Here is a 14350-nt window from a genome sequence, read left to right as displayed (position 1 = left end):
GGCCTAAAGTGGTGCTTTCCCACAGTGCGATTTGTATCGCTATTTGGGTAGTATTTCAGCTTGCATCTTGTTCTGCCGATCACCCGTTAGAAAACGTAATGGATGCACAATCACTTGGAGAGCAGGACAGTCACGAAAAACTCTGCGGGCCTCGTTCACTTATGGTCGCGCTGAGCCGTATAGGTTATCCAGTGGATCTCCGCCAAATTGCTTCATTGATGACAATAAGCGACAAGGGGAATTCCTTTGCTGAATTGAAGTCAAGAGCAGAACAATTCGGTGCGAATGCTGAGTTGCGAGAAACAACATGGCAAGAGCTGGTACGATTCAAGGGAACTGCAGTGCTTTGGGTGAACGGAAATCACTTCGTAGCCTGTGACCCTAGGGAGGTCAGTGATGTAATTCCGAGTAAGGTATACGTTTACGATCCCGAAGACACCGCCCGCCTGCTTGCGCAGGATGAGTTATCCCGAATGTGGAACGGCGAGGCTCTGCTCTTGAAGCGTCCAGCGATTGAATACTCAAGAATTGGTCCGCGTTTGAGTTGGGAGACTGCGTCGGTCGACTTTGGAGTTGTGAAACCCAGCAAGTCACTGGAAGTCGCATTTAATGCTAGCAATCTTGGCAACGAGTGTCTGACCCTTGAGCTAGGAAAGGTGGGATGTTCATGCACGTCTGCTGGCATAGACAGCAAGGTTGTAAAGCCTGGTGAAACGACCCAACTTCGAGCCGTACTAGATCTCAGCAATGATCGTGGAGACTTTTTCACTTCAATTTATGTGACGTCAAACGATTTGGATTGTCCCAGTTCATATTTGCGCATAAGCGGCCATGTTTCCAATCCCCAAATCACGAATCCGACAGAGATTAACTTCGGACCCATGTCCATTGGCCAGACTATCTCCAGGCATCTTGCGGTATTTGCGCCAGCAGATGAATCCTTTCAAATCATTGATGTTCGAACTGTCGGGACAAAGAATTCAGAGGTGCCCGTGGAAGCAGTCACAATAAAAGTGCGTTTTGGAAGGAATGAACCGACGCGAACAGGCCTGCCAATGGCAACGAAGAGGGATTGGGTCATAGATTTGACAGCTACCGTCGAGTCGGAATCTGTCGAGGGTCATTTAGACGCAATACTAGAAGTCATGACAAGCAAGAATGCGGGGGAGCAACCCATAAGAGTGGGAATAAATGGGGAGATAGTTAGAGATATTCAGGCAAATCCCGCAGTATTATTGTTAGGATCAAGCAAGTTGGTTGCAGAAACGAGTATACGACGACGATCAGGTGGAGAAGTCGAGGTAACGTCAATAGAATCATTCGGGCTCGAAGGGCTATATATTGAGGAAATCTTGGCAGGCGACTCCAAGGCCAAAAAGTACAAAGTGACTTACAAACCCACGGTACCGTTAAGCGAGCGAGGAAGTGGGGGATTGTTGTTCAAGACAGACGACGAGAGGTCAGTTCCAGTTAAGGTTTTATACCATCCGTGATTTCTTGATCTCAGGGTTCCGAAATCGATTAATCGGCCATCCGGACACGGACGGACCTAAATACTCCGCCTACTCCTCGCGCACCTCGAAGCGATCCGGGCTCAGTTGGAGGGCGACGATACGGTCGGGCAGGGCGATGGCGAGTGTCGTCTGGTCCTGCTTGCGCTCGTGCTTGAACTCCACCGGGGCGTCGTCGAAGGTCATCAGCGTGATGAACTCCTGGCGCGCGGCCTTTTTGGTGGTCGCGGCGGTCAGGTGCACCTCGTCGAGGTCGAAATTGGCCCACTCATGCGGCGGGGTGTCGTATTCCTTCGTCTGGGAAATGGCGAGCTTCGGCGGGTGGATGAATTCCACGTCGACGCTGCCCTGTTCGCCTTCCCAGAACACGCCGCCCTCGTCGATCGTGAACGATCCCGTGGCGTGCAGGAGCCACTGGTAGTCCGACGGCTCCCGCGCCTCCAGCACGTCGTGGATCACGGCGGCGTGCGGCTTCAGGAAGAAGATCCGGCGCGTCCAGCGGTCGAGCGATTCGTAGGAAGCGCCGGCCTCGCCCACAACGACATCGAGGGTCTTCGAGGTCTGGAAATGCGCAATATGTCCGCGCGCGGCGGCGGAATGCGGCGGCTGGCCCTTCCCGTTCACGAGGATCGCGTTGTCCGACTTCGTCTCCCACATCCACTTCGTGTGGTGCGGGCTTCCGTGGACGTCGCGCTTCCCGCTCTTCCGGAAAACGCGCTCCCCGCCCAGGTGCAGCAGGAAGGCGTTGTTCGCGTTGTAGCCGTGGCTCTGGCGGCCGAAGGGGCTGCTCTTCAGCTGGATCTGGACGTTGTTCTCGCCGTCCATCAGGTCCGAATTCAGCACGGCCAGGCCCGCCGCCGGGAAAGCGCGCGACGAGGGCAGATCGGCCGGCGCCGCCGCCGCGATGTCACCGCCCCGGTAGGACTGGATGAAGCCCATGTAGCCGCCCGGCGCGCCGGCCCCCTGCGTCTCCGCGTACCACTTCCAGTGCGGGTTACCCGCGCCCGCCGCGAAGGTGCGCATCAGGCTGGCAATGCTCCTGGAGGAGGCGCCCTGCGCCTGGTCGCCCCACGCCCCCTCCTTCGTGCCCGGCGGCAGCGAATACATCGCGTAGTAGCCCGTGGACGCGAAAAACGGCTTCTCGAAGGGGTCGATGCCGAAGGCCGCCTGCGAGGCGAACACCCAGTACATGAACCGGCCCATATAGCTCGACCAGTACGCGAGTCCCTCGTGCCAGCCGCCATCCTCGCCGCCCCACACCGGGTAGCATGTGTAGAAGATCGTCATCGCGTAGTCCAGCCAGGTCTCCGCCTCGGGAATCTCACCGTGGAACGCGATCGCCACCTCGCCGAGGAAGTGCCACGCGCGGTTGGAGTGGCTCGCGTAGGGCCGCCAGAGGTGCTGACGCCCGTTCAGGTGGTTAAAGCACTCCGCCGCGCGAACCCGCATGACCTCCACGATCTTCTTGCGCTCCGCCGGGCTGAAGCGATCATGCGCCCACGTATACGCGCGCGCCGGGAAGTACAGCAGCGGCATCGCCGCCTCGTCGTTGTACTTGTAGCTCGTCGCACCGCGCGGGTCCCACGCCGCAAAGGCCATCATGAGATCCTTCGCCGCGTCGCCATACTTCTCCTCGCCCGTGAGCCGGTACACAAAGGCCAGCGTCGCCGCCCCATCCGCCACCGCGATGGCGCGCCGCCTGTTGCCCCACCAGATCTTTTTCCAGGCGTCGCTCTTGTGCACCGTACCCTCGGGATACTTCGGCGGCTCGGTCGTGTCCGGCGGGGACTTCAGCAGCCCGTCCGCACTCTTCACCAGGTCCGCCCACTGCGCGGCCTGGCGGCCCTGCGCGGCCTCCTGAAACGCGGGGATCTCCTCCGGCCGCAGAAAAAGCTTCGGGTGCGACGCCGGAATACGCCCCGCCAGCTCCCCGATAGCCGGTTTCGGGTAGGGCCGGGCGTCCGCCGCCACCTCAAAGCGCCGCGTCCGGCTCCAGGCGCTCTGCGCGCCGTCCGCGTCCGCCGCGGCGTAACGCCAGAACCAAACCCCCGGCTCCAGCGCCATGTCGGGCGCAAACGAAGACCAGCGCACCGCCGGATACAAACGCTTCTGCGCCGTGAATGCCTCGTCCCGCGCGATTTCGACGGCGTAATAGGCCGCGCCCTCCACCGGACGCCACACCAGGGCCGGCGGCGTCGTCCGCACCGTGGATTCGTGCGCCGGGCGGAAGCCCCAGTCCTGTGGGCCCGCGGGCGATTCATCCAGTTGCAGCGCGCCCGCCGTGGCAAGCTGCGCGAGGGTCAAAAGCAGGGGAAGCGTGGTCATCGGAGGGGTTCCTTCTCGGTTCGCCAGGCGGAATCAGCCCCCGCCTGGTCTACCGCAACGCGGCAATATATCCCGCCACCCTACACAACCGCGACCGCGTTCCACAACCCGGCGGCGGCATTCGAAAGTCCCATCACCCCGCCATTTCCGCCAGGAGGTTGGGGATCCCGCACGGCGCATCTTCGACCCTGCCTGACGGTGATCAGCCCCGATGCCCGTCGCGGATCCACAATCGCCGCAATCCTTCAGCGCTCGCCATCGTGGCCTGGCCTTCCAGGCTGACTCAGCGCGAGCGGCGCCTTCGAACGGCCCATGGAAGCCAGGAATTCAGCCTTGGAATCCCACGACGAATAAATCATTTCGTAACACTTTAGCGGTCTGAAGTAGCGCCAGCCCATTCTTGTCATGCCGCGATCCTACGACGAGAGCTCGCAAGGCTGGGAGCGCAGGCGTCCCCGCCTGCAATGCACCGGAGGTGCATGGCGTATTTGCGATTTGGGCACACTTGATCGGGGAGACGATTGGACCCGGACTACCACTGTTTAGATTCGCGCCTTCGGCGCGGTGCGGGCGGGCCGCCCGCGCTCCCATTCGTCCACACTTCCGTTGCTGCGCGGGATTGTGTCGTCGAGGTATCAAGCCAGCTTCATTCCGCTAAAGAATTACATCATTTCTTCACTCGTGACCAATCGCGGTTGGAACTCATCGAATTCCATCTCTATCCGTGCAATCAGTGTAATCCGTGGTCAAAATTCCAAATCGCGGCCAAACGCTGCGCGGAGTCCACTCGCGGTCCAAACAAATCTTTTGTGTTCTCTGTGCTCTTTGTGGCTCCCAATCCAATCCGCCGCGCGCATAGACCTCGCGTCGCCTCCTTACACCTTGGCATGGAGAACTCCCCTTCAAAGACTTCTTTTCTTCGTGACCTTCGTGACCTTCGTGGTGATCCCTTCTTCGGTTGCGGCCAGAGGCTGCCCTGTGTGAATTCGTGTCCAATCGTGGCCCACTCATCCGTTACCCCCAAAACGCGGTCCCGCGCCATACGCGATCACCGGACAGATAAACACAAGCCATTGAATTCGCCCGCCACAACCCGGCGGCGGCGCCCCGATTTCGGGTATACTGGGGGACGCCCGGCCGCGCCGGACCGCACTACAAGGAGTTACGTTTGGAAATTCTGTCCTTCGAGATGACCCCCTTCGCCATGAACTGCTACGTGATCAAGGACGGCGGCGAGGCCATCGTCATCGATCCCGGCGAAGCCACCGCGGAACTCAAGGCCTCCGTCGCGGATGATACGGTCACCATGATCTTCAACACGCACTGCCACATCGATCACGCCGGCGGAAACGCCGGCATGGTCGCCGCCACCGGCGCGCCCCTCGTCTGCCACCGCGACGACCTCCCGCTCCTGCAATCCCTGGAGCAACAGGGCATGATGTTTGGCGTCGCCTGCCCGCCCTCGCCGGATCCCGATCGCTTCATTGAGGAGGGTGACATCATCAAAGTCGGCGGGGTCGAGATGAAGGTGCTGCACACGCCCGGCCACGCGCCGGGACACGTCGTCCTCGTCGGCGATGGCTTTGTGATCGGCGGCGACGTCCTCTTCAGCGGCTCCATCGGGCGCACCGACCTGCCCGGCGGCAGTTTCGAACAGCTGCTAGACTCCATCAAGACAAAGCTCTGGCCCCTGCCCGACGACACCGTCGTCTACTGCGGTCACGGCCCCACCACGACCATCGGGCGCGAGCGCGCCACGAACCCCTTTCTGAGGGGCCTGTGACCGGCGCGGCCGCGGCACTGGCGCTGCTCCTGGCGGCGGTGGAAATCACCGTTTCGCCGGATCAGCCCCTTGCCTACAGCTACGTCGATGATCCCTTTATCGTCGAGATCCGGAGCGACGCCGCGACCGTGGCGAATGTCGAGGTGATCCTTGAGCCCGGCGCGGAGGGCGATGCCGTGCGCCAGGTCTTCCCGGAAGTCAGTCTCGGACCCGGTATCGACCGCTGGTGCGCCGTGAAGAACCTCCCCGAGATCCGAGGAGAATGGCGGGTTACGGTCCGCGTGGGCGATGGCGCCGCGATCGAAGAGCGGCAAGCGGCGGTGTACCGGATCGATCGGCCCGCCGGGGCGGAACCCCATCCCGTCTATGCCTGGGGCGACGAAATCAGCCGCGATACCCTCCTCGCGCTGCGCGCCGCCGCCATCGATCGGGTGCGCGTGCCCGCAAGCCACCCCGAACCGGAGGTCCTCTTCACCGGCCTGGCCGCGCTCGGCATGCAGGCCCTCGTGGTCCTCGACGATGTCGAAAACGCCGCGCGCACCGGGGCCCGCCTGGGCGAACTGGGTTGCGGCGCCATCGCACGCTGGGAACTCGCCGCCACGCCGGAAAACGCACCCGCGCTCCCCGCCGCCATCGAAGCGCTACAGGCGCTGCCGTGCAGCCTCCCCGTCATGCTCGCCATTGGCGACGCCGCCGACCTGGACGCCGTACTCGCCGCCGTGGATGTCCGCGACGCCGAGCACCTCGTCCTTCGCGGCGACGCCGCCGGCCCCGACGCGCTCGCCCTGATCCGCATCGCGTTTCAGGTTCGGGGCATCGAAGCCGCCACGCTGGAGTACCTCCACGCCGGGGAGGACCCCGCGGGGCTGCTGCCCGCCTGTTTCGAGGCCCGGGCGCGCGGCGCGGTCCGGATCGGCATCCCCGCCCGCTTGTTCGTGGCCGATGGCGCGCTGCAATCCGGGATCGGCTACGCAAACACCCTCGCCCATGCCATTCCACCCGCCGGTTTCGCCGCCATCCTCCCGCAGCCCGGCGCCGCCCGCGCGCGCCTCTTCGCGCGCGGCCCCGCGTGGACCATGGCCCTATGGAGCACCGGCGGCGACACCGAAATTGCCCTCCCCTGGAGCGAAAGCGCCCCCTTCACCCTGCGGGACGCCTGGGGCAACCCGCGGACGTTCGGCGATCCCGATGGCGAGCGCTGGGCCGGAACCGCCGGCGCCTCCATTCAATTCCTGACGGGCGCTGGCGGGCCGCTGCTCGAAGCCGCGCTCGTCGCCGAGACCAAATCCACCGTCCGGGCGATTCTCGCGCGCCGCGACCTCGCACCCGCCTGGACCGAAGCGCAGCGCGAAACCCTCGCCGCGGCGGGCGATGCGCCCGACGGCGAAACCAGCCGCGTACACTTCTTCGCGCTCCTGCGGGGCTTCCCCGATATCGAGGATCGCTGGCACGCCGGGCGCATCCCCAGGCCCGCCGCCGTCGGAGCCATGGCCGAGCTCGCCCGCCTCACCCGGACGCTCTGCCGCCTCGAAGGAGCCCGCGGCGCCACCTTCATCGAGCCCATCCAGGACACCCTCGCCCGCTGCGACGAGTTCGTCAGCGCCTACCTCACCGGCGCCACCGCCACCCCGCAGGCGCGCGCCCGGGGCGACTGGCTCGTCGGAGAAGTGCGGCGCCTCATGGACGAGGTAGAATGGCTCCTCGCGGCCGGCGCCAAGGCCGAGGCGGACGCCGTCGCCGCCCTGGCCGAATGGCGCGCGCGGGGGCTGGAACACGCAGTGAAGGCCGGCCCGCTCAGCGACCAGATGGCCCTGCCCGAGCCGGAAAAGCAGGAAGAACCAAAGCCAACCGCAAACGCGAAGGGGAAGAAGAAATGAAACGCATCGGGGTGTTGACGAGCGGCGGGGACTCGCCGGGAATGAATGCCGCCATCCGCGCGGTCGTGCGGGCCGGAATCCACCACGGCCTGGAGGTCACCGGCATTCACCGGGGCTACCACGGCATGATCGAGGGCCAGTTCGAGCCGCTGGGAGCCCGCTCCGTCAGCGGCATCATCAACCGCGGCGGCACCATCCTGCACTCCGCCCGCTGCAAGGAATTCATGCAGCCCGAGGGACGCGCCCGCGCCGCCGCGCAGCTCCGGGAGCAGGGCATCGAGGGCCTCGTCGTCATCGGCGGCGACGGCTCCTACCGGGGCGCCCACCTCCTGCACCAGGAACACGGCATCCCCTGCATCGGCCTCCCCGGCACCATCGACAACGACATCGGCGGCACCGACTACACCATCGGATTCGACACCGCCATCAACACCGCCATGGACGCCCTCGATCGCGTGCGCGACACCGCCGCCTCGCATGATCGCATCTTCTTCGTCGAAATGATGGGACGCCACAGCGGCTACATCTCCATCATCGCCGGCATGGCGGGTGGCGCCGAGGAGGTGCTCGTGCCCGAAGAGCCAACCGACATCCCCGCGCTCGTCGACATGCTCCGCTACGGCCGCGACAACGGAAAAACCTCCATGGTCGTCGTCGTCGCCGAGGGCGATGACGCCGGCAACGCCATCACCATCGCCAACGAGGTCGAAAAAGTCTCCGAATTCAAGCAGTCCCGCGTCACCATCATCGGGCACCTCCAGCGCGGCGGCAGCCCCACCGCCTTCGACCGCGTCCTCGCCAGCCGCATGGGCGTCCGCGCCGTCGAAGCCCTGCTCGAAGGCGAAACCGGCAAAATGGTCGGCATCAGCCACCTCAAAATGATCCTCTGCCCCCTCAGCGAGGCCTGGGAACACCGCACCGAATTTGATCAAGACCTCCTCCGCGTCGCACGCCTCCTCGCAACCTGATCAGGGGGGCCGGCTCCGCCTGGCAAATGCACGATGCGATCCACAGGGGACTGCCTCTGGCTGCTCTGAAATCTGCTCCGAAAAAACACGCCTCAGCTTCACCACAACCGCCACACACAAACCAGAATACAGTATCTCTCCCAAAGAAGCGGCAAAGGCTGGGAGCGCAGGCGTCCCCGCCTGCCAGGCGGCGAAGCTGCCGTCCATTTTCAACCTTAACGGGTGACGCGAAGCGTCATAAAAGGCTGTACCCGCACCCGGGGGACTGCCTCCGGCTGGCAAGTGCGCCACACGCCTGGCTGTTGCGCGTAGCACCAGCCGGTGGGTGTACCGCTCCGTTACCTGTTATTGACAGTCGTGGTGAGTCTCGCTATCCTGCCCTTGGAAGACTTAAAGTGGTTTGCAGCCAGTTAGAGCCCCTTGACAATTGGGACATAATTCTGGAGGCATCGTGCATCCGAAGTGCTCCAGTGGGGTTTGTTGGGACCGATTGATTCGGACCAGGGAGAAGGAACTTATTGTGGCGGAAGAAAAGGGCAGGCACGGTTGTCTCACGGCATGGCTGGCATTCGTGATAGTTGCCAATTCAGCCACCGCTTTCACGTACGGACTCTATGGCGCGACGATACTGACGTTCTTCGCTCTCTGCAATGTGATTTTCGCCATTGCCCTGTTTCGCTGGAAGAAATGGGGATTCTGGGGCTTTTGTGTAACCGCTGCCGTAGCTGCGGTCATCAACCTATACATCGGTGTGGGAATCGGCCCGATTATCGGAGGATTGGCGGGCGTTGCCATCTTATATGGCCTCCTCCAGATCGGTGACTCGAACAAGGGCTGGTCGCAACTGGAGTGACGGGGCCAACGGTTGCGTTGGCTTGGCGCGCGACCCCGCATCTGCCGCGTCCCTCCGCCGCCTCCCGCACCCCCGCCTTGATAGTCCCCCGCGAATCCGCCACAATAACGGACTCACCCGCCGGTGGCGCCGGCGGCAGCCGCAATCGCAGGAGAATCCAACGTGCCCACCCGTTTGTTTCCGTGCCTGATCGTCCTTCTTACCGCGCTCCACGCCCCCGCCCAGGTCGGCCAGGACATCGACTTCACCATCGCCGAGGGCTTCCAACTCGAGACCGTGCTCCGCGAGCCCGACGTGCGCCAGCCGCTCGACGTGAATTTCGACGAGCGCGGACGCCTCTGGATCACGCAGTACCTCCAATTCCCCTTTCCCGAGGGACTCACGGTCATCGGCCACGACGAATACTGGCGCATCCAGTACGAGAACTTCCCCCCAGCCGCCCCGCCCAACCACGTCCGGGGCAAAGACCGCATCACCATCCACGAAGACACCGACGGCGACGGGACCTTCGACCACATGAAAGTCTTCGTGGAGGGACTCAGCGTCACAACCTCCGCCCTGCCCGGCCGCGGCGGCGTCTGGGTGATGAACCCGCCCTACCTGCTCTTCTACCCGGACGCGGATCGCGACGACGTACCCGATGGCGATCCGGAAGTACACCTCGCCGGTTTCGGCCTCGAAGATCTCCACGCCGTCGCCAGCAGCCTCACCTGGGGGCCCGACGGCTGGCTCTACGGCTACCAGGGTTCCACCACCACCGCCACCGTCACGCGCCCCGGCATCGACGAGGAAGGCCTCCACTTCAAGGGCCAGAACCTCTGGCGCTACAACACCGAGGACCGCCGCTTCGAACTCTTCGCCGAGGGCGGCCACAACAACTTCGGCATCGCCATGGACGCCGAGGGCCGCATGTTCACCGGCAGCAACGGCGGGCTCATCGGCTTTCACAACGTCCAGGGCGGCTACTACTGGAAAAGCTGGGGCAAGCACGGCGAACTCACCAACCCCTACGCTTACGGCTGGTTCGAGGGCATGGAGGACCACAGCACCCGCGCCAAGCTCTCGCAGGGCATGGTCTCCTACCACGCGCCAAACTTCCCCGCGCAATTCCAGGACAACCTCTTCACCGCGCGCGCCCTGAAACGCTGCATCAGCACCGCCGAACTCAAGCCCAAAGGCTCGACCTACGCCGCGCACGAAACCGCCCAAATACTCCAGACCGAGGATCAGCACTTCCGGCCCGTCGACATGGCCCAGGGGCCCGACGGCGCCCTCTACATCGCCGACTGGCACGACACCAACATCACCTGGAGCGTTTCGGCGGAGACCGACCGCATCCTGCGCGAAACGGGCCGCATCTACCGCGTGACCTGGGGTGAGAACACGCCCTACCGCCCTTTCGATCTCGGTGCGGCGTCCACCGAAGACCTGATCAACGCGCTCAACCACCCGAACAAGTGGTACCGGGAGACCGCACTCCGCGTGCTGTACGACCGGAAGGACGCCAGCGCAATCCCCGCGCTCGAAGCCATCTTCTGGGAGCCGAACCGCGTCGAGGCGCGCTCCCTCTGGATGCTCTGGGCCATCAACGCGTCCGGCGGCTTCACGCCGGATTTCGCCGCCCGCGCGCTCGATCACCCGAACCCCGCCGTCCGCGAGTGGACGGTGCGCATCATCGGCAACGACGGCGCCACGAACGATCTGATCGCCCGGAAACTTGTCGCGCTCGGCCTCGTGGAGGAGGATCCCCAGGTGCGCAGCCAGCTCGCAAGCACGGCCGGCCGCCTGAATGCCGAAGAGGGCCTCGCCGTCGTCCTCGCCATGCTCCGCTCGGGGAAGGATGTGGACGATACCCATATCCCCATGCTCCTTTGGTGGGCCGTCGAAGCCCAGATCCGCCGGGACCGCGCCACAGCCGTCGCGTGGGTGAACGACGCCGTCCAGGCAAGCAGCGCGATCTTCGATCAGACCATCGTCGCCCGCCTCGGCCAGCGCTTCACGCAGGACCGGCGCGACGAAGACTTCAATGCCTGCGCGGCGGTGCTCGCGGCCATGCAATCCCCCGCGCAGCGCCAGCAGTTGCTCGCCGGCATTGCGAAGGGCCTCGGGTCCGGCACAAACGCAACTGTCCCCGCCGCGCTCAATGCGGAGCTCGCCCGCCTCCTCGAAAATGACCCGAATAACACGCAGCTCCTGATCATCGCGGCGCGCCTGGGCAATACCGAGGTGTACGAGAAGGCGACGGCGATGATCGCCGATCCCGAGGTCCCCGCCGCGCAGCGGAAGGCCCTCATCACCCTCCTCGGCGAAGAGACCCACGCCCCGGCGAAACCGGTGCTGCTCGATCTCTTCCAGAACAGCCCCGATCTCCGCGCGGACGCCCTCGGCGCGCTCCAGCGCTTTGGCGACGCCGACGTGGGCGCCGCCCTGCTCGCGGCGCTCCCGGAAGCGGGCGACCTCAAGGGCCGGATCGCCAGCGCGCTCGTGTCGCGCAAGCCCTGGGCCACCGCCCTGCTGAAGGCCGTGGATGCGGGCCAGGTCCCCGCCAGCGATGTCGACCGCGTGCTCCTCATGAACCTCGCCGCGCTCAACGATCCCGAGATCGACCGCCTCGTACAGAAATACTGGGGCGCCATCCGAACCAGCCCCGACGAGAAAATGGCGCAGGTGAACGCGGTCTGGGCGACCGTGAAAAACGGCCCGGGCGACGCGCGTCGCGGCATCCCGATCTACGCGGAGAACTGCGGCAAATGCCACGTGCACCACGGCTTCGGCCGCCAGGTCGGCCCGGAAATCACCGGCCTCAACCGCAAGGACCTCTGGGACTTCGTCACCAACGTGATCGACCCCAGCCGCTCCGTGCTGCCCGAATACACCGGCGCCACCTTCACCATCCTCGGCGAGGACGACGGCCTCGGCGAGACGGAGCGGGTCATCACCGGGTTCCTCCTCCGCAAGACCGATACGGAAATGATGCTCGTGGATTCCGCGGGCAACGAAATGACCGTGCCCCTCGAAAAGGTGAAATCCATGGAGCCCATGGCCCTCTCCGTCATGCCCGAAGGCATCCTCACCGGCATGTCCGACCAGGACCTGCGCGATCTCTTCGCCTTCATCCAGGCGAACGAGGCGCCGCCGGCGGAATAGGCCCGCCAGACGTGGCCGCATCGTGATCAATACGCCGCGTATCGGCGCGCGCGCACGACCGAACAGCCGCCTGCATCAAGAAAAGCGAGCCCGATGGAGCGCTGGCATCCCTGCCGGCATGCACGAGAACCCTTCCTATCCGCGACCTGCATGCCGCGCATCGCCCAATCTCGCAACGGGCGCCGTCCGCCACGCTTTATGGACGCGCGCGCACGACCGAACAGAAGCTCGCAACAAGAAAAGCGAGCCCGATGGAGCGCCGGCATCCCTGCCGGCACAACTTCCGCCGCCGCCTTGCACCCCGGCGCGCCGGCGCAGTACGATACCCGGGCGCCGCGATGGCTGGACGGCGCGCCGAGACGTGTTAGAAGGATGCTTGCCATGAAGCTGATAAATCGCGCTGTACTCGCCACGCTTGCCGTGCTCGTGGTCCTCTCCGTGACCGGTTGCAACACCGTGCGCGGCGTCGGGAAAGACATCAAGAAGGGCGGCGAGGCTATAGAAAAGGCGGCCCAGTAGGGGCCCGCTCGAATTCGACATTCTCGCGGGCTCCCGGCCTCGGCTTCGGGAGCCCGCGCTGTTTTCCGCAGCCCATTCAGGAGTACCCGCCCATGTTCGCCTGGCTTCGCATCGCCTTCCTCCCCGCGTTCATATTCCTCGCGCCCGCCGCCGTTGCGCAGGCCGATCCCATGCCGCCCCGGCCCGACAGCGCCTGGTTCCAGGACGCCAAGTTCGGTATCTTCGTCCACTGGGGACTCTACGCGCTGCACGGCAAGAACGACAAGGGCCCCTATGTCTCCTGGGCCATGGAAAACGAAGGCATACCCGCCGCCGAATACGCCCCGTACGCCGATCGGTTTAATCCCGACAAATTCGACGCGGACGCCTGGATGAAATTGGTACGCGAGGCCGGCGCGCGCTACCTCACCTTCACCAGCAAGCACCACGAGGGCTTCTCCATGTTCGACAGCGCCCTCACCGACTACGACAGCATGGATCGCGCCGCAAAGCGCGACCTCGTGCGGGAACTGGTCGACGCGGCCCGCGCGAACGGCGTGAAGATTTCGTTTTACTACTCCACACTCGACTGGTATCACCCCGTTTTCCAGGCGGATCTCCCGAAATACGTCGACGAGTTCCTCTTCGGCCAGGTGCGCGAACTCTGCACGAACTATGGACCCATCGACGGCCTCTGGTTTGACGGCGAATGGGATCACCCGGCGGAAACCTGGCGCGCGGAGGATCTCGTGCGCATGATTCACACCCTTCAGCCCCACGCGCTCGTTAACGACCGGCTCGGTAAGGGCGAGCGCGGCGTTACGCCCCTCGCCGACTTCTACACGCGCGAGCAGATGTCCGAAATCGGCAAGAAAACCGACACCGAAGACAAGGATATTCGCCCGTGGGAGGCCTGCCTCACCATCGGAACCTCCTGGGGCTACCGCCAGGACGACGGCGAACCCAAGAGCAGCGCGGAACTCATCCGCACCCTCGCCGACGTGGTCAGCCGCGGCGGCAACCTCCTGCTGAACGTCGGTCCGAAACCCGACGGCACAATCCCGGATCACCTCGCGGAACGCCTGCGCGACATCGGCGCCTGGCTCGACGTCAACGGCGAAGCCATCTACGGGACCCGCCGCGTACACGGCGTCGAGGCCTCCGCCGGCAAGCTCACGCGCAAGGGCGACGCGATCTACCTCCTCCTCGAATCCCGCCCCGGCGACACCGTCTCCCTGATCGGCCTCGATCAGTCGATCAAGAGCGCCTCAGTCCTCGCCACGGGAGAAGAACTCGCCGTCGCGGCGCAAACCAACGCCATAACCCTGCCCGCCGACTGGCCCGAAAGCCCGGTCGTCGCCGTGCGCGTAAACCTGGAGTAGTCCCGG

The 14350-nt window shown here is 64.4% G+C and carries 9 protein-coding genes; 8 read left to right on the top strand and 1 reads right to left on the bottom strand.

Annotation, left to right across the window (positions count from 1 at the left end; genetic code table 11):
- The first annotated feature begins 98 nt into the window (after positions 1 to 98).
- Entirely contained in the window at positions 99 to 1493 is a 1395-nt protein-coding gene (locus KF886_17700) for a DUF1573 domain-containing protein (GenBank protein ID MBX3179193.1), read from the top strand.
- Between the two features lie 69 nt (positions 1494 to 1562).
- Here KF886_17700 and KF886_17695 read toward each other — a convergent pair whose 3' ends face one another.
- Complete coding sequence (locus KF886_17695; GenBank protein MBX3179192.1) at positions 1563 to 3836, bottom strand: DUF4962 domain-containing protein; 2274 nt, start codon at positions 3834 to 3836, stop codon at positions 1563 to 1565.
- A 1168-nt stretch (positions 3837 to 5004) separates the two neighbouring features.
- On the opposite strand from KF886_17695, the gene KF886_17690 reads away from it, so the two are divergent.
- The 7 genes from KF886_17690 (at position 5005) to KF886_17660 (ending at position 14344) form a co-directional block, all read left to right on the top strand.
- Positions 5005 to 5619 carry an MBL fold metallo-hydrolase gene (locus KF886_17690; GenBank protein ID MBX3179191.1) on the top strand — a complete coding sequence of 205 codons (615 nt, stop codon included), beginning with the start codon at positions 5005 to 5007 and terminating at the stop codon, positions 5617 to 5619.
- Complete coding sequence (locus KF886_17685; protein MBX3179190.1) at positions 5616 to 7496, top strand: hypothetical protein; 1881 nt, start codon at positions 5616 to 5618, stop codon at positions 7494 to 7496. The genes KF886_17690 and KF886_17685 overlap by 4 nt, the downstream gene beginning before the upstream one ends.
- Positions 7493 to 8464: a 6-phosphofructokinase gene (pfkA, locus tag KF886_17680; GenBank protein ID MBX3179189.1), complete on the top strand. Its 972-nt coding sequence runs from the start codon at positions 7493 to 7495 to the stop codon at positions 8462 to 8464. Before KF886_17685 ends, pfkA begins: the two co-directional genes overlap by 4 nt.
- Positions 8465 to 8984: 520 nt before the next feature.
- Positions 8985 to 9317 (top strand): hypothetical protein, encoded by a 333-nt coding sequence (locus KF886_17675; GenBank protein MBX3179188.1) that lies wholly within the window; start codon positions 8985 to 8987, stop codon positions 9315 to 9317.
- A 162-nt stretch (positions 9318 to 9479) separates the two neighbouring features.
- Positions 9480 to 12464 carry a hypothetical protein gene (locus KF886_17670; GenBank protein MBX3179187.1) on the top strand — a complete coding sequence of 995 codons (2985 nt, stop codon included), beginning with the start codon at positions 9480 to 9482 and terminating at the stop codon, positions 12462 to 12464.
- Between the two features lie 381 nt (positions 12465 to 12845).
- Positions 12846 to 12983: an entericidin A/B family lipoprotein gene (locus tag KF886_17665; GenBank protein ID MBX3179186.1), complete on the top strand. Its 138-nt coding sequence runs from the start codon at positions 12846 to 12848 to the stop codon at positions 12981 to 12983.
- A 92-nt stretch (positions 12984 to 13075) separates the two neighbouring features.
- On the top strand, positions 13076 to 14344 hold the full coding sequence (locus KF886_17660; protein MBX3179185.1) for an alpha-L-fucosidase: 1269 nt from the start codon (positions 13076 to 13078) through the stop codon (positions 14342 to 14344).
- Positions 14345 to 14350 lie beyond the last annotated feature (6 nt).

It is taken from the genome of Candidatus Hydrogenedentota bacterium, from assembly GCA_019637335.1.
In the GTDB taxonomy this organism is placed as follows: Bacteria; Hydrogenedentota; Hydrogenedentia; order Hydrogenedentales; family JAEUWI01; genus JAEUWI01.
Note: the sequence above shows the minus strand (reverse complement) of the source record. Positions and strands in the feature narration are given on the sequence as shown.

What these genes read in the sequence shown, in the direction of transcription:
- KF886_17700 (MBX3179193.1), top strand. Translation starts at nt 99, where the DNA reads ATGGATGCACAATCACTTGGAGAGCAGGACAGTCACGAAAAACTCTGC.
- KF886_17695 (MBX3179192.1), bottom strand. Translation starts at nt 3,836, where the DNA reads ATGACCACGCTTCCCCTGCTTTTGACCCTCGCGCAGCTTGCCACGGCG.
- pfkA (MBX3179189.1), top strand. Translation starts at nt 7,493, where the DNA reads ATGAAACGCATCGGGGTGTTGACGAGCGGCGGGGACTCGCCGGGAATG.
- KF886_17665 (MBX3179186.1), top strand. Translation starts at nt 12,846, where the DNA reads ATGAAGCTGATAAATCGCGCTGTACTCGCCACGCTTGCCGTGCTCGTG.
- KF886_17660 (MBX3179185.1), top strand. Translation starts at nt 13,076, where the DNA reads ATGTTCGCCTGGCTTCGCATCGCCTTCCTCCCCGCGTTCATATTCCTC.